Here is a 16,988-nt window from a genome sequence, read left to right on the forward strand (position 1 = left end):
GTGATTCACCTCATTTTCGTTTTAGTTCCATTTGCCATTCATTCATTTTTTGAATGGCTTCAAAAGGCGTCATATTCATAAGATCGACGTCTTGAATAGCTTTCATGATGGCTTGCTCTTTTTTGGAGGTATTCTGCTTTTTTTCATCAGCTACATGAAACAGACTTAATTGTTCTGCCTCTTCGCGAATCGCTGCTACTTCTTTTTTCGCAACCGATTCCGGTGTGGCTTCACTCGTTTCTTTCGACTCGAACGTTTCTAATAGGACATTCGCTCGATCCGTAACCGATTTTGGCAAACCTGCTAACTCTGCCACATATACACCGTAACTTCGATCTGCTGCACCTTCTATAATCTGGTGTAAAAAAACCACTGTGCCATCTTCTTCTGCTGCAGAAACATGCACATTTCTCAATGTCTTGATCGTGTTCGCTAGCGCCGTTAATTCATGATAATGCGTGGAAAACAATGTTTTCGCACCGATCGATTCATGAATATACTCAATGATTGCTTGCGCCAAAGCCATCCCATCATAAGTGGACGTCCCTCGACCAATTTCATCTAAGATAATTAAGCTGTTCGCCGTTGCTTTTGTTAACGCATCTTTTGTTTCCATCATTTCAACCATAAACGTACTTTGACCGCTCGCTAAATCATCCGCAGCACCAATTCTCGTAAAAATACGGTCAAAAATAGGCATCGTTGCCCGTTCAGCCGGAACAAAGCTACCAATTTGTGTTAAAATGGCGCATAATGCGAGCTGGCGCATATACGTTGATTTCCCGCCCATATTCGGTCCTGTAATAAGCAACATATCTCTGTCTTTTGTTAAATCAATGTCATTCTCCACAAAGGTTCCACGTTGAATAACGGTTTCCACCACTGGGTGGCGACCTTGGACGATATCAATATCGCGTGTTTCTGTCACTGTTGGCTTCACATAGCTTTGAGTTTCAGCGACTGTCGCAAAACTTGCCAACACATCCATTTCACTAATTTCAGTAGCTAGTTTCTGTAAGGAAGGTACAAAGTTTTGGACGATCGTGCGAATCGCAATAAACAGTTCATACTCTAACGCGGTTAAGGACTCTTCCGCTTCCAAAATAAGCGCTTCTTTTTCTTTTAAATCAGGCGTAATGTAGCGTTCTGCGTTCGTTAACGTTTGTTTTCGTTCGTACCTTCCCTCTGGAAGCAAATGGGTATTCGCTCGCGATACTTCGATATAATAGCCAAATACTTTATTGTAGCCAACTTTTAATGAGCGAATACCAGTATACGAGCGTTCCTGCTGCTCAAGTTCAGCAATCCATTGCTTGCCATTTCGACTCGCATCACGGAAGCGATCAAGTTCTTCGTGATAACCATCTACAAGAATGCCTCCATCGGTGAGCGATAAAGGTGGATCTTCCACAATACTTTTTGATAAAAGCGTTACAAGCTCGTCATAAGAATCAATTGCGGATAGCCAGCTTTTTTTTATGTTCATTTCTTCTAACTGCTCTTTAATGGCTGGTAGCTTCGTTAGAGACCGTTTTAACTGAACGAGCTCACGGGCATTGACACTCCCGTATGCAATTCGGGCTGCAAGGCGTTCAATATCATAAACTTCTTTTAACAAATCTCGTAAAGCTTCGCGCTGAAAGAAAGCATCGTAGAATTGCGTCACAAGCTGTTGGCGGGCTCGAATCTCATGGGCATGTACTAAAGGACGGTCCATCCATTGACGTAATAAACGTCCACCCATTGACGTGACAGTTTGGTCAATAACCGATAATAATGACCCTTGTTTTTTCTTTTCTCGTAATGTCTCCACTAACTCTAAGTTGCGCTTAGCGTGGATATCAAGTTTTAAATAGTCGTCCGTAGAAAGATAAACGGCTTCTTGAATATGATGGAGCGACTGTTTTTGTGTTTCCACTAAATAATGAAGCAAACGATAATACGCTTTACATAATACCTCGTGCTGAATTGATTGTAGGAGATGTGTATATTCTGGCAGCGGTTCTTCTTCCTGACGATACGAAACGAGAAATGATTTGTTGGCATCTAACATCGTTTTAAGTTTCTCATCAACATCGACTGGCGCGACAATCTCTTTTGACTGACTTGTGACGATTTCTTGCATTAATTCATCGAGAGAACCATTTATAAGCGTGACATCACTCTCACCTGTTGATAAATCACAGCGTGCAAACCCGTAAGTGTCCCCTTCTGCTGCAATTGCAAGTAAGTAGTTGTTTTCTCGCTCAGCCAGAAGTTTGCTATTCATTAACGTTCCAGGAGTCAACAGTTTTGTCACTTCTCGCTTGACAACGCCTTTTACCATCTTCGGGTCTTCCACTTGTTCACAGATTGCAACTTTGTACCCTTTATCAATTAATTGCGTCATATAGCTTTCAGCAGAGTGGTGGGGAACGCCACACATCGGAATGCGGTCCTCTCCTTGCCCTCTCCCTGTTAACGTTATTTCCAGTTCTTTTGCAGCGGTTTGTGCATCATCAAAGAACATTTCATAAAAATCCCCTAAACGAAAAAAGAGAATCGCATCTTTATAGTTTTCTTTTATAGCTAAATATTGTTTCATCATTGGCGTAATACTCATAATTGCCTCCGTTAATCCTAAAATCTTACGTTATTATATCATAGGAAAGCCCTCTCCTTCATTCAAGAAAAAAAAGCCAGCTGTACAATTCAGCATGGCTTACGATTTATCAACTTCTTCTTGTAAAAAATTCGGATCAATTTGCTCATAATCGTCATCTGATAGATCACCTGAAATGGCGTCCAATGGGTATTCTTCAATAACACCATCAGGGTTAACAGCGACAGCGACTTTTGTTTCACCAATACACTCGACAACAAACTCTCTTTCTACTTGCACATCAACAGAGTGTCCGTTTTCACTAATAACGGCTTCTAACGTGTTTGGTTGTTGCACCGCTTTTGCCACAACATCAAGTTCTTCTGAAATAACGTTTTCGTCTTTCATTGTTAAAGGCACAATATCCGTATAGGAAACGGTCTGTGTGGCCACTTCTGTCTTTGTATTGTTTCCGTAAGAATACCACACATTAATGTCATACGTGCCGCTTACTTCAATCGTATCTCCTCGTTTTTTCGCACTATACGTATGATTAATAATCCAACAACCTAAGATACTTGACGGACGTTCTGTTGGTCGAATATGATGAGTCGCTTCCGAAAATTTCCGCCCTTTTCCACAGACTGCTTTCGTAATAATTTCACGATAACTCCTTGGATCAGCCATCCTGTTCCCTCCATTCACAATTCACCTAATCAAATAGGCAAACGTCCTAATTCCACACCGTATGCACATGGCAATAAAAAGGTGCAAGGCTTTCAGTAGACGCTTCTCTATTAAGCTATGTGATGTAGAACTTGTTTAGACCACAAAAAACACGCCTATGTCAGAACGAATCTAACATAGAGCGTGCCTGTTATTAGCAGCTATGGAAAGGACTTTTGGACGTGGTTCCACGCATAACGTCGCCATCCATTGAACGGACGACTTCATCTGTCACGCGCTTTGATACGGTATTCGTAACAATTTGCAGCAACTCATTTACTTCTACTTGGCTTCGCTTAAACTCTTGAACGAGTGGAATCTCATCAATCTCGTTATGAAGCGCATCAATTTTGGCTTCTACTTCTTTTAATGCTTCCATTTTGCCGTAGTGTCGCAAATTAACGGCTTCTTTTTGATGTCTTTTAATTTCTGCAATCATTTCTTGTACACGTAAATGTTCATTAATTTGCTTCTCTGCTTTTTTAAAGAAATCCACTTCTTCCGTTTGCGCAAGCATTGTTGCTAATTCTTTCGCTTTTGCACGGATATCCTTTTTTGTGTATAGTGTGCTCATTAAGCACGCACCTCCGCCGTTTCCACAATTTTTCCATTTAGTGACCATGTTCTTGCTTCGGTTACTTGTACATAAATAATTTCGCCAATAACTGACTTTGGTCCAACAAAGTTTACCAGTCGATTGGTACGTGTTCGTCCAGCTAATACGTCTGGATTCTTTTTACTCTCACCTTCAACAAGCACTTCCACAATTTTATCTTGATAATCTAAGTTCCGTTTTTCCGAAATCTCGTTTACAAGTGCATTTAAACGAGCCAAACGCTTTTTCTTCACTTCCATTGGTACATTATCTTCCATCCGCGCTGCTGGAGTTCCTTCGCGTGGAGAATAGATATACGTGAATGCAGCATCAAACTGCATCTCTTCCACTAATGTGAGCATGTCTTCAAATTGCTCATCCGTTTCATTTGGAAAGCCGACAATTAAATCGGTTGTAAACGAAGCATTCGGAATAGCAGTTTTAATTTTCTTCGCCAGGATTTCATACTCTTCACGAGAATATTTTCTACCCATTAATTTCAAAACATCACTATTTCCGTGTTGTACAGGTAAATGAATATGCTCGACAAGATTTCCACCTTGCGCAAGCACGTCAATTAAGTGATCGTCAAAATCGCGCGGATGGCTTGTTGTAAAACGAACGCGAGGAATGTCAATTTTATGAATAGCATCCATTAGTTCACCAAGGCCACCGTAGTCACCAGGAAGATCTTTGCCATATGCATTGACATTTTGACCAAGTAACGTTACTTCTTTATAACCTTGACGAGCTAAATCACGCACTTCATGAATGATGTCTTCCGGTAAACGACTGCGCTCTTTTCCTCGTGTATAAGGCACAATACAATACGTACAGAACTTATCACAGCCGTACATAATATTTACCCAAGCTTGGGTTTTATTTTGACGTTTTCTCGGCATGTTTTCTACTACGTCGCCTTCTTTAGACCATACTTCAACGACCATTTCTTTTCCAAAAATGGCTCCTTCTAGAAGGTTCGGCAAACGGTGAATATTGTGCGTGCCAAAGATTAAGTCAATATGATGGTGCTTTTGTAAAATGCGATTTACAACCGACTCTTCTTGCGACATACATCCACAAACACCAATAATCAGTTCGGGTTTTTCAAGCTTTAGTGGTTTAAGATGGCCAATCTCACCAAAGACTTTGTTCTCCGCGTTCTCACGAATGGCACATGTGTTTAAAAGAATGACATCTGCTTCTGTTGTTTCTGTCGTTTCTTCAAACCCCATCTCTAGCAACATACCTGACATGTTCTCAGAGTCATGTACATTCATCTGACATCCATATGTACGTATCATAAATTTCTTCCCTGCACCAAGATTAGCTAATTCGTCAGGAACAATTTTATCGGGACGTATCACTTGAACGTCTTCACGCTTTCGCTTTCGACCTGACCGATAGTTCGGCTGGTCGTAAATCGCAATTTCACGGCCTTTTATTTTCACGACTTGCTTTTCATCGTCTTCTGAAACAATTCGTGCATCACTAAAATCAAAGTAATGGCTGTAATCTTTCGCCTTCTTTTGATCAGTCATATTCAATTAATCTCCTTCCTTGCAAACAATCCATACCCTTCATATTATACGTGGCTCAGCAGTAGAACACAATGACAACGCGCATTTTCATCTGCTCCTATTGTTCATGCGCATAATTCCTGCATTTCTATCATTGATTAGTAGTAATCTTTCTTACCGCATTGGAGGGAACATCATGATTACGATTGGGGGAGACCCGCTAGACGCAACAACTTTACCAGCTTTATCGACAGTGGAAACAGCTATTATTCAAAGTTTAGCAGCTCAAAACGTAACGTACGACTACTCAAGCATTCGCGATTTAAGCTTTGAACTAGCCCTACGTAAGCATACCATCCAAGCTTCGATTCAATTGTTACAAAGTGGCGCGCGTTTTGAATCATTTATGCGCTCTTATTGCAATCCTCATTATTGGAACCGAATGCCTAACGGCGCGTTTCAATTAAAGCCTTACGTGAGCCCATCTGATGCGATTGACGATATTTTTCGCAATGGGCAACTTTATGGATTTGAGTGCGCAACGGCGATTATTATGATTTTTTATAAAGCTGTTAAAGACTCCATTGACCAACAATCGTTTGATCAGCTATTTCAACAACTCTATTTATATTCGTGGGAACATGATGAAGATTTACAGCTGGAGACCCGACCAGGTACCGATTATGTGATTGGCGACTGTCTCTATTTTGACAACCCTGATTTCGCACCGCAACATTCTGTTTGGCGCGGAGAGAACGTCATTAAACTTGATCAAAATTTATATTATGGTCACGGGATTGCGGTTCGAACAGCAGAAGAAATTATATATCATTTAAATCGATTACGTCGCCCTGGCTCGAGAAGGCCTGCTCATTTGCTTCCCCAAGTAACACGATTAAACTTTAGACTCGTGCGAACATTCTCACGTAGTGGCTATACCCCACGCACGTCACTTGATTCCGCGATACACGTTCGTCATAGCGGGCGGTCCCACTTAACGTAAAAAAAGAGAGAAGATGTCGTTGGGACACCTTCTCTCTTTTTATCTTGGTTCAATAATTAATTTAATGGCTGTTCGTTCTTCTCCTTCAATCTCTATATCCGTAAATGCTGGAACACAAATGAGATCAATTCCGCTTGGGGCAACGAACCCTCGGGCGATCGCAATTGCTTTTATGGATTGATTTAGTGCGCCTGCACCGATGGCTTGAATCTCTGCAGCTCCTCGCTCACGAATAACGCCTGCCAAAGCTCCTGCTACTGAATTTGGTGTCGACTTTGCTGATACTTTTAACACTTCCATTTCTACCCCTCCTTTAGCAAATAACAGTTCAATCACTTCAAAAATGAATGCTTGATAGCAATCAGGCGATTTGCCTTATTACATCTATATTTACGGAGAGGGACAGATATGCCTTAATAAATGACTTGCTCGTCTGTACGTGTGATTCGTGAGAGCTGAGTGGCTTTATGTGTTTTATCATTAATTGTAATCAGACAGGCATTTAGCTGCCTTTTTCCTTCTGCTACCTCAAACTTTGCTGGGAGGCTTGTTAAAAATTTATGCAGCACAGCTTGACGATCCATTCCTAAAATGCCGTCAAGAGGACCAGTCATTCCGACATCCGATAAAAAAGCGGTCCCACCAGGTAAAATACGCTCATCCGCTGTTTGAACATGAGTGTGCGTCCCAATTACCGCGCTCACTCGCCCATCTAAATACCAGCCCATCGCTTGTTTTTCACTCGTCGTTTCAGCATGAAAATCAACAAAAATCACATCTGCTTGACCATCAATTTCTTCTAAAATGTCGTCTGCCTTTTGAAACGGACAATTAACAGGATTCATAAATGTTCTGCCTAGCAAATTAATAACAGCCAATTTCACTTGATTAATATTAATAATACGATAGCCAACACCAGGCGTCCCTTCTGGGTAGTTTGCTGGTCGGACAAGCGATGTTGCGTCATCAATAAAGGAGAAAATTTCCCGCTTATCCCACGTGTGGTTTCCAAGCGTCACCATTTGTGCACCTTGAGCTAAAAAGCCTTTATAAATTTTTTCCGTAATGCCTTTACCATGCGCCGCATTTTCACCATTGATGATCGTGACTGTTGGTTTATATTCTTGCTTTAACTGTTTAATATGCTCGGTAATCATGTCTCTTCCTGGAGAGCCAACCACATCGCCGATAAATAAAATTTTCAAAAAACCCCTACTTTCTATTCATTTAAAACTCGTTCTCATTCCGTCAATTTGCGTTCATTATCGTATGAAACCTCAAAAAAATAAAGTGGCTTTCGCCACTTTATTTTGCATATTCAACTGCACGAGTTTCGCGAATAACCGTAACGCGTATATGACCTGGATAATCTAGTTCTTGCTCTATTTTTTTCGTAATATCTCTTGCCAGACTATGAGCAAGTGTATCATCTACTACGTCAGGCCTTACCATAATGCGAACTTCTCGACCTGCTTGAATCGCAAACGTCTTTTCAACACCATCAAATGACTCAGAAATTTCTTCTAGTTTCTCAAGTCTACGAATGTATGTTTCAAGAGTTTCACGTCTTGCACCAGGTCGTGCAGCGGATAATGCATCTGCTGCTGCAACAAGTGTCGAGATAATAGACGTTGCTTCTACATCACCGTGGTGGGAAGCAATCGCGTTCACGACAACTGGGTGTTCTTTGTACTTCGTTCCTAGTTCAACACCAATTTCAACGTGACTTCCTTCTACTTCATGATCAATGGCTTTCCCAATATCATGTAGTAACCCGGCACGTTTTGCTAGTTTAACATCTTCACCAAGCTCCGCAGCCATTAACCCCGTTAAATGTGCCACTTCAATGGAATGTTTTAAAACATTTTGACCGTAACTTGTACGGAAACGAAGACGACCTAAAATCTTAATTAAATCAGGGTGAAGTCCGTGAACACCAACCTCAAACGTTGTTTGTTCGCCGTACTCTCGGATCGTCTCATCTACTTCTCTTCTTGATTTATCAACCATTTCTTCAATTCGAGCTGGATGGATACGACCATCCTGCACGAGCTTCTCTAAAGCCGAACGTGCAATTTCTCGACGAATTGGATCAAATCCAGAGAGAATGACTGCTTCCGGTGTGTCATCAATGATTAAATCAATTCCTGTTAGTGTTTCTAACGCACGAATGTTTCGGCCTTCACGCCCAATAATTCGTCCCTTCATTTCGTCATTCGGTAAATTTACGACAGAAACCGTAGTCTCTGCAACATGATCTGCTGAACAACGTTGAATGGCGAGGGAAAGAATTTCTCTGGAGCGCTTGTCCGCCGTTTCTTTCGCTTCAGCTAACTTTTCTTTCACTAAAAGCGCTGATTCTTGGGCAACTTCCTGCTCTACTTCTTGGCGAATGATCATGCGTGCTTCTTCACGACTTAAACCAGACACTCGCTCTAATTCTTGTTTTTGGTCCAGCAGCAGCTGGCTCATTTTACTTTCCATCTCTTCAACTTGTCGTTGTTTTTTGGCGAGAGATTCTTCTCGTTTCTCTAATGATTCTTCTTTCTTATCGAGAGTTTCACTTTTACGATCCAGAATCTCTTCTTTTTGAACCAAACGATGCTCTTGTTTCTGAATCTCATTTCTTCGCTCACGTACGTCGCGCTCTGCATCACTTCTTAGCTTGTGCACCTCGTCTTTTACTTCGAGTATCGCTTCTTTTTTGTTCGTTTCTGCTTCACGCGTCGCATCATCAATGATTTGCTTCGCTGCTTGCTCCGCACTTGAAATTTTTCGTTCAGCGATTGATTTTCGAACAAGATATCCAACAACTGCAAAAACTACAGAGACAGCAAGTACAATGAGGCTCAGAACCAAGAGATTTAATTCTATGCTTGGCATCGTTACACCTCCCTTGCTATCCAATTGTTGGTTTAAATGTTTCACATTTGTTAATCAATAATGAATATATACATAAAAATACAACAGTGATACATTGGTATCATCCATTATTTTACGCTTCACACCTTTTAATGTCAAGGGCTCGTCGCTTCTACAACATGACTGATTCCGTCTCGAATTGTTACCATTAATGCTCGATCACTTGATTCTGTTAAGTGATGATTATGAGTAATCATAATGATCTGTCGTCCAAACATTGTCGATAGCGATTTGAGAAATTCATAGAGGTAGTGTGTATACTCACCGGACACATGTTTTCCAGGTTCATCAAGTAAAAGCGGACCAGCTTGTTTTGGCTGGGTGGTTTCCATTAACGCAACTCGTAGTGCAAGCGTAACAATGTCTACTACTCCGCCTCCACGGGCATCTTGTGGTTTTGTTTTCACCTTCATACCATCATAATCAGATACGACATACATCTCAGCAACAGCTCGACTCCCATGCTCTTCTAATTCAATTTCGAACGAGATCATTGGTCCAAATACATATTGTAGTGCATTCGTAACGAGTGTTTCCATTTGTTGCTTGGCTTGTTTTCTTGCATATTCAGCGGATTGCTGTAGCAGAATCCGGGCTTTTTCATACGTATCAAGCGTTTCTGCATATTCCTCTAAAGCGACTTTGGCGTCATTTACTCGCTCTTGAATCACATTTCGTTTCTCGTCTAAACGCGTCCACTGCTCTTCTTTCTCTCTTAACGCTCGCTCAAGCGCCTCAATTGTATCTAGATTAGTCACGGGCAATCAGTTCTTTTGGAATGAGCGACCATGCTCTCTCCATTGATTGTTCAATTTCAGTTTCTAGTTTCACAATCTCTTCATCTAGCTGTTCAGGCTTGACACCAAGTTCATCTAATTCTTCAAGTAAGCGTTTCTTTTGATTTTCCAGCTCTTCTAATTTCGCTTCCGCTCGATAGCGAAGATCCTTTGCTTTATCAATCGCTTGCTTCATTTTGTCTAAATCTTGCTCTACTTGCTTCAATGCGATTCCTCCTCTGTATGTATCGTTTGTCCACAAGTCGGACAAATTGGCAATGCTGTTAATGCTTCATTATAATGCTTCAGCTGTTCTTGTTCTTGCTGCTTTGAATGCTGAACAAACGATGTTCCCTCTTCTAAACGTTTTGTGAGCGCTTGTACTTTCTCTTTGTAGGCTAAAAGCGTTTCGTAACGTTTTGATGTTTGCGAAACCGTTTCTGCGACTTGCTGAGCTTCCAAAACGCCGTCTACATGCTCTTTTTGCTTTAAATACCGCTGTTTCTCGTCTTCCATTTGCTTGGAACGTTTAGCGTGAGTCATTAGTTGTTTCCAAGCAGTAGCTTGCTGGCTGATTTGTTGTAGCTGGGTCTCATTAAACGTTTGTAAAAACTGTGTCTTTTCTAAACGAGTGGATACATCTTCCATGTCGCTAGAAAGCTGCTTATTTTGTTTTTGCAGGCGATCAAGTTTCAACCACATCGTTAAACGCTCTTGAACCAAGCGTGACTGTTGATCGATTTCCGCAAGATCTTTTGTTTTATCAAGCCATAATTGACAGGTCTGTAAATCTTTTATGACACGTTGCCACTGGGTCTGGACCGAGCTCAACCGCTGTCGTTTTGAAACAAGCTGCTGCAAGGTTTGATAAAGAAGTTCCCATGTATCAAGCGCTTTGACCGTTTCTAATGACTGCTTAAGCCGCTGTTCTTGCGCATTTAGCTGGTTGACTTGTCCCTTTCGTTGCTTCAGGGCTAGAACTTGCTGTTGCTGCTTTTTCACGTCTGCTAATAGAGAAAACCCTTGATCCAGCCCTTTTCTCGCCTCATTCAACGGTTTATAAGGCTCTAGCGCTTTCGTTGCTTCATCTAATTCATTTTCTTTCCATTTTACTCTTTGAGAAAGCTGCGAAACATCCTTTGACGTGTCGCGAATGGCCATATCTAAATAATGGGCACCACTCATTCTCCCAATCGTTTTTGCCCGAATAGAGCCTGTTTGCTCAAGTAAAAATGGCCCTTCTAATTGCTGCGCCACTTGTAGCTGCCATTCATGATCAGCATCAATTCGAAATGGCCGCATTTGATGGGCATTCATTACTTCTTCAGGAACGATTGAACCAAATCCTTCTAACACAAGATCTGCTTCTTCTTCCTTTTTAATGATGTACCGATTTTTAGATGATGTCCGCTCTCGAACGATTGTTGCCCCATTGGCCAGAACAAGCGTGACGCGCACAAAATCTGCGCCTACCTTTAAAAAATCTGTTCCTCTTGGCTGATTAAATAACGCCCAGCGAATCCCTCTTAATACAGCGGTCTTCCCGCTATCAGACTGACCAACAACAACATTTAATCCATTAGAAAACTCAATTTTCGTGTCTAAATGGGACTGAAAATTTTCTAGTCTGACGGATACAATATTATTCAGAATCATCACGCTCCCAACGCTCTTCAATAACTGTCATCCGTCTTAACGCTTCTTCTCTTACTTTTTCCTCAACGTTTGACATTGCGGCGATTTCTTTAATAATGTCTCCCATTTGCAACGTTTCAAAATTTGCCTTTTCTTTTACTTGTTGGACAAAGGCATGAAGCTTTTCTTCTTGATGACTCGCTTTTTCCACATAAGAACGATCTAGTACGCGTTCACCTTTTTCAGCTCGAAGTCGATGCTCAGTCAATTGAATACCCGACGCTAGTACTTCACCAATTACAACTGTCGGCATTCTTTCCATTTCAGTCCAATGGTTGTTGATACGAGCAATGGCACCTGGATTGCAAATATATTTTCCATCTCGCTCTTTAATTCCAAAGCCACTATGAAAGTGACCTGTAAATAATACATCCGCAGTTGTCCCCAAAATATGATCAATCAACGTATGCGGAATTCCTTCTGGTAACGCTTTTTCAACAAGCATGCTGTGGGCAACATGAATGAGAAACGTTGCGTCTGTTTGATTAACTGGATAGTAGTCGAGCTTTGGATCACGCTGGTCAAGATCATAGTGATATGGTTGACCAGATAACTGCACTCGAATGCCATCTTTCTCAATAACTCGTGGTTGATCTGGATGAATAAGCGTCATGATGCCAAACGCGTCTAACAGCCCTAACATGGTTCGTGTGACCGTTGCGGGATTATGCCCAAACGTATCGTGATTACCGGAAATCGCATAAATCGGGGCGTGCGCTTGCCGAAAAATTTGTGCAAATTGCCCCACTGTGCTCGGCGATAGATCAGGTCGATCAAACACATCACCTCCGTGAAGCAAAAAATCAACCTCGTGTTCATTTGCTAATGTTATAATTTGTTCGATTTTCGCTTTTATCGTATCCGGAAATTGATCCAAACGATTTTTAGGCGTGGTTCCACGTATATGTGTATCTGTAAAATATAGAAATTTAATCATTTCTATGCCCTGTCCTTTCATCGCTTCTTTCTCTTTTAGTGTAAAGGATAAACACCTCTTTTTAAAAGAAAAGACTTTCCTTGGAAGAGGAAAGTCTTTATCAGCTTCTTATTTTAAATCTAGTGGAACATCCTCAAATGATTCCTTGTCTTCTTCTTCCACTTTCACATCGCCATCAAGACCATGGCTATCGCGGATTTTCCGTTCAATTTCTAATGTGATTTCAGTGTTTTCTTTTAAAAATTGCTTCGAGTTTTCACGACCTTGGCCTAAACGATCTCCGTTATAGGAATACCATGCACCGCTCTTATCAACGATTTCCAAATCAGTCCCAATATCAAGGATTGAGCCTTCTCGAGAAATCCCTTCCCCGTACATAATATCCACTTCTGCTAAACGGAACGGTGGCGCAACTTTGTTTTTAACGACTTTAATTTTCGTACGGTTTCCGACAATGTCGTTTCCTTGCTTCAACGCTTCCGCACGGCGAACTTCTAAACGAACAGATGAATAGAATTTAAGCGCTCGTCCACCTGGTGTTGTTTCTGGGTTCCCGAACATTACGCCGACTTTCTCACGGATTTGGTTAATGAAGACCGCCACGGTTTTTGATTTATTAATCGCACCAGATAGTTTTCTTAGCGCTTGAGACATGAGACGCGCTTGAAGACCGACGTGCGAATCGCCCATTTCCCCTTCAATTTCTGCTTTTGGAACAAGAGCAGCCACACTATCGATTACAATCATATCCAGGGCTCCGCTTCGTACAAGTGCTTCTGCAATCTCTAATGCTTGTTCTCCTGTATCTGGTTGAGACAATAACAATTCATCAATGTTTACGCCAAGTTTGCCAGCATAGACCGGGTCCAATGCATGCTCAGCATCAATAAAGGCAGCTTGACCACCTTGACGCTGAACTTCTGCAATTGCATGAAGAGCAACAGTTGTTTTACCAGAAGATTCTGGACCGTAAACTTCAATGACTCTTCCTTTCGGATAGCCGCCTACACCTAACGCAATATCTAGTGCGAGCGCACCACTGGAAACGGTTGAAACCCGCTGTTCTGCTTGTTCACCTAACTTCATTACTGAGCCTTTCCCAAATTGTTTCTCAATCTGGCGTAATGCCATATCTAGCGCTTGTTTACGATCACTCATTCTTCCATCTCCTTCATGTTCATCTTCATGTATTTGTTCAGACATACGACGTTCATGTCATGTTGATCCATTCGTTAACTTTCTTGTTCTATCATACCTCTTTTTCAGCCATTTGCCAATAGGTTTTACGAACATTTATTCGGTATTTTTAAATAGAAAAAGACCGGGTTCTCGTTCCCGATCTTTTTGCTATGTTTTTATGAACGACGAGTAGCAGCCTGTGGGCGACGCTCTCGTTTTGGACGTGGTTTGGCAGGCTCAAGATTTACTCTTGCGCCGTTGATTCTTGAATAACGTAGTCCTTCGTAAGCAAAAGGTGCACTCTCTTCTGGTACATCCACAAAAGAAAAATTATCAAATATATCAATTCGACCAATTGTTTTTACAGGAATACCAATTAATCGGCTAATTTCTTCCCCTAAAATCTTCGGTGTTAAATTCACATTTCGACCAACATTAATAAAGAATCGAACCATGCCTTTTGCTCCACCGGTTTCTCCAAAGCTGTAGCCAGCGTCTTCTGTTGCTGTTTCAGTAGAGAACTTTAATTTAAGTAAAGCAGAGATAATTTCCTTTGGATCTTCTTCATCTGCTAACATCTGATCTGCAAGAGGGCGGAACAACTCCATTTCTTTTCCACCAGTCTCAATCGTTTCTTTAATCAAGTTCTTCCAAGAGCTTTGTTGCTTTTCAACGACATCTTCAATCGTTGGTACTTCTTGAGAAGGAACATGCATTTTAATTTCTTTTTCAATAGAACGTAAGTGTTTCATCTCCCGTGGCGTGACAAGGGTAATGGCAACGCCGGTACGCCCCGCACGCCCTGTACGACCTATACGGTGCACGTAACTTTCTGGATCTTGTGGAATATCAAAGTTAATTACGTGACTAACATTTTCCACATCAATTCCTCTAGCCGCTACATCTGTTGCAATTAAAAACTCAATTGAAGCATCACGGAATTTTTTCATGACAACATCACGCTGTGACTGCGTTAAATCACCGTGGAGTCCATCAGCTAAGTAGCCTCTTGCTTGTAACGCTTCTGTTAGCTCAGCCACACCTTTTTTCGTTCGACAAAATAAAATCCCAAGCTCCACATCGTCGCTATCAATAATGCGACAAAGAGAATCGACTTTATTTCGCTCTAACACTTTGTAATAAACCTGGTCTATGGAAGGTGCCGTCACTTCGCCTTTATTAATTGTCACCGTTGCAGGGTTGTTCATATATTTGCGTGAAAGTTTACGAATTGCAGGTGGCATTGTTGCCGAGAATAAAAGCGTTTGTCTAACGTCATTCACTTCTTTTAAAATCGATTCAATATCATCAACAAACCCCATATCGAGCATTTCATCTGCTTCATCAAGCACAACCGTGTGTACAGACTGTAGTTTTAACGTACCGCGACGAAGATGATCCAGCATTCTGCCTGGTGTACCGATAACAACTTGAACACCTTGCTTTAAGGCTTTAATTTGATGCCCAATAGATTGACCGCCGTAAATTGGTAACGTACGGATATTCTTGTGAGTGGATAGTTTTTGTAGCTCACCAGAAACTTGAATCGCAAGCTCTCTAGTCGGCGTTAAAATAAGTGCTTGAATGGCACGATCGTTTGTAACTTTATCAACAACAGGAATTCCAAAAGCTGCGGTTTTCCCTGTTCCTGTTTGCGCTTGGCCAATGACGTCTCCACCAGTCAAAATCGCCGGAATGGCTTTTTCCTGAATCGGAGATGGCTCCTCAAAGCCCATATCCTGAATTGCTTTTTTTACTTGATCTGAGATCTCGAAGTCTGAAAAAAATGTCATCTACTACCATTTCTCCTTTTTAATTCGTCCAACAAATAGAAAAATCCGTATTTCACTGCTCGGGTACGAACAGCGTTTCTGCCCCCAGATAATGAAAGCTTAATCGCTCGCACCTCTTGTCCAGGCATAGCTAACCCAACTATAACGGTACCTGGTTCCAAGCCCTCTTGTGTGTCTGGACCAGCTACTCCAGTAAACGAAATCGCAATGTCTGACTGCAAATGCCTTTGTACGCCAGTTGCCATTTCAATCGCGCAAGCTTCACTAACCGCGCCTTTTTCCTTTAATGTTTGCGGTGAAACAGAAAGTAATGCTTGTTTTGCATCATTTGTATATGCCGTAATACTTCCTTTCAAAATAGCGGAAGCATTAGGTAATGCAATCAACTCACTCGAAAATAAACCGCCGGTCAAGCTTTCTGCACTTGCCAGTGTAAGCTGTTGCTCATGTAAGTACCTAGACACTTCTTTTACGAGGGTAGTCTCATCATAGCCATATAAATACGTTCCTACCCGTGCCATGATAAGGGATTCTGTTTCATCTAGCAAACGCTTGATTTCAGCTTGATTATCATGCTTCACAGTAAGACGTAATTTCACTTCTCCATCACTTGCCAAAGGTGCAATTGTTGGGTTTACTTGGTTTTCAATTAAGTCTTCTAAATCCGTCTCAAGCTGCGATTCTCCAATGCCAAAAAAGTGAAGGACTCTGGAAGTAATCGATGTTTTTTCATTTGTACCTAATAAAAGAGGCAAAAGTTCATTTTCAAACATCGGTTTCATCTCACTCGGTGGTCCAGGTAGCAGAACGATCCGTTTGTTATTCGTTAATTCGACCACCATACCTGGTGCCATGCCATAACGATTTGCGAGTACATGTGAACCTTCAATGACATACGCTTGCTTTTTATTATTCGGTGTCATCGTTCGATTGTGTCGCTTAAAATAAGCTTCAATATGGGCTAACGCTTCCTCATCGTACACAAGTTGTCGCTCACAAAACTTTGCGACAGTATCCTTAGTCAAATCGTCTTTTGTAGGTCCTAACCCACCTGTAAGGATGATTAAATCCGCACGGTGAAAGCCATCACTAATGGTTTTATACAGCCGATCCGCATTATCGCCAACAACGGAATGAGCATAAACATCAACACCTACACTTGCTAACTGCTTCGAAATATACTGCCCGTTTGTATTCGCAATTTGCCCGAGCAATAATTCTGAACCAACGGCAATAATTTCTGCATTCATAGGATCAACCC

Annotated in this window: 15 protein-coding genes; 1 reads left to right on the plus strand and 14 read right to left on the minus strand. The window is 41.5% G+C overall.

The genetic code is table 11. From position 1 onward, the window contains the following. Positions 1-10 precede the first annotated feature (10 nt). From mutS to miaB, 4 genes are all read right to left on the minus strand, one after another. A complete protein-coding gene (mutS, locus tag ABC361_RS11275; RefSeq protein ID WP_413074070.1) occupies positions 11-2,602 on the minus strand; it encodes a DNA mismatch repair protein MutS in 2,592 nt (863 codons plus the stop codon). Positions 2,603-2,701: 99 nt separating this feature from the next. Then, entirely contained in the window at positions 2,702-3,268 is a 567-nt protein-coding gene (locus ABC361_RS11280; RefSeq protein WP_413074071.1) for an outer spore coat protein CotE, read from the minus strand. A 193-nt stretch (positions 3,269-3,461) separates the two neighbouring features. Then, positions 3,462-3,881 (minus strand): YlbF/YmcA family competence regulator, encoded by a 420-nt coding sequence (locus ABC361_RS11285; protein ID WP_413074072.1) that lies wholly within the window; start codon positions 3,879-3,881, stop codon positions 3,462-3,464. Beyond that, complete coding sequence (gene miaB / locus ABC361_RS11290) at positions 3,881-5,443, minus strand: tRNA (N6-isopentenyl adenosine(37)-C2)-methylthiotransferase MiaB (RefSeq protein WP_099300993.1); 1,563 nt, start codon at positions 5,441-5,443, stop codon at positions 3,881-3,883. Before miaB ends, ABC361_RS11285 begins: the two co-directional genes overlap by 1 nt. Before the next feature lie 175 nt (positions 5,444-5,618). Between miaB and ABC361_RS11295 the strand changes: the two genes are divergently transcribed. Beyond that, positions 5,619-6,425: a protein-glutamine gamma-glutamyltransferase gene (locus ABC361_RS11295; protein WP_413074073.1), complete on the plus strand. Its 807-nt coding sequence runs from the start codon at positions 5,619-5,621 to the stop codon at positions 6,423-6,425. A 39-nt stretch (positions 6,426-6,464) separates the two neighbouring features. Here the strand turns inward: ABC361_RS11295 and ABC361_RS11300 are convergent, their stop codons facing one another. From ABC361_RS11300 to ABC361_RS11345, 10 genes are all read right to left on the minus strand, one after another. Beyond that, the gene (locus ABC361_RS11300; protein ID WP_413074074.1) at positions 6,465-6,725 is read right to left on the minus strand and encodes a stage V sporulation protein S; all 261 of its coding nucleotides are present in this window, start codon (positions 6,723-6,725) and stop codon (positions 6,465-6,467) included. A gap of 113 nt (positions 6,726-6,838) precedes the next feature. After that, positions 6,839-7,630 carry a TIGR00282 family metallophosphoesterase gene (locus tag ABC361_RS11305; protein WP_413074075.1) on the minus strand — a complete coding sequence of 264 codons (792 nt, stop codon included), beginning with the start codon at positions 7,628-7,630 and terminating at the stop codon, positions 6,839-6,841. 100 nt (positions 7,631-7,730) lie between these two features. Next, positions 7,731-9,308, minus strand: a complete 1,578-nt coding sequence (gene rny, locus ABC361_RS11310) for a ribonuclease Y (protein ID WP_255223335.1) — start codon at positions 9,306-9,308, stop codon at positions 7,731-7,733. Between the two features lie 134 nt (positions 9,309-9,442). After that, a complete protein-coding gene (locus ABC361_RS11315) occupies positions 9,443-10,105 on the minus strand; it encodes an OLD family protein (protein WP_413074076.1) in 663 nt (220 codons plus the stop codon). Beyond that, positions 10,098-10,349 carry a hypothetical protein gene (locus tag ABC361_RS11320; protein ID WP_413074077.1) on the minus strand — a complete coding sequence of 84 codons (252 nt, stop codon included), beginning with the start codon at positions 10,347-10,349 and terminating at the stop codon, positions 10,098-10,100. Before ABC361_RS11320 ends, ABC361_RS11315 begins: the two co-directional genes overlap by 8 nt. Next, a complete protein-coding gene (locus ABC361_RS11325) occupies positions 10,346-11,779 on the minus strand; it encodes an AAA family ATPase (RefSeq protein ID WP_413075762.1) in 1,434 nt (477 codons plus the stop codon). The genes ABC361_RS11320 and ABC361_RS11325 overlap by 4 nt, the downstream gene beginning before the upstream one ends. After that, a complete protein-coding gene (locus ABC361_RS11330) occupies positions 11,766-12,755 on the minus strand; it encodes a metallophosphoesterase (protein WP_413074078.1) in 990 nt (329 codons plus the stop codon). Before ABC361_RS11330 ends, ABC361_RS11325 begins: the two co-directional genes overlap by 14 nt. 108 nt (positions 12,756-12,863) lie before the next feature. Next, entirely contained in the window at positions 12,864-13,913 is a 1,050-nt protein-coding gene (gene recA / locus ABC361_RS11335) for a recombinase RecA (RefSeq protein WP_413074079.1), read from the minus strand. Positions 13,914-14,110: 197 nt separating this feature from the next. After that, a complete protein-coding gene (locus ABC361_RS11340; RefSeq protein ID WP_413074080.1) occupies positions 14,111-15,727 on the minus strand; it encodes a DEAD/DEAH box helicase in 1,617 nt (538 codons plus the stop codon). Beyond that, positions 15,724-16,977 (minus strand): competence/damage-inducible protein A, encoded by a 1,254-nt coding sequence (locus ABC361_RS11345; protein WP_413074081.1) that lies wholly within the window; start codon positions 16,975-16,977, stop codon positions 15,724-15,726. The genes ABC361_RS11340 and ABC361_RS11345 overlap by 4 nt, the downstream gene beginning before the upstream one ends. Positions 16,978-16,988: the final 11 nt, after the last annotated feature.

Origin of the sequence: Shouchella phoenicis (assembly GCF_047238345.1) — a bacterium.
GTDB lineage: Bacteria > Bacillota > Bacilli > Bacillales > Bacillaceae_D > Shouchella.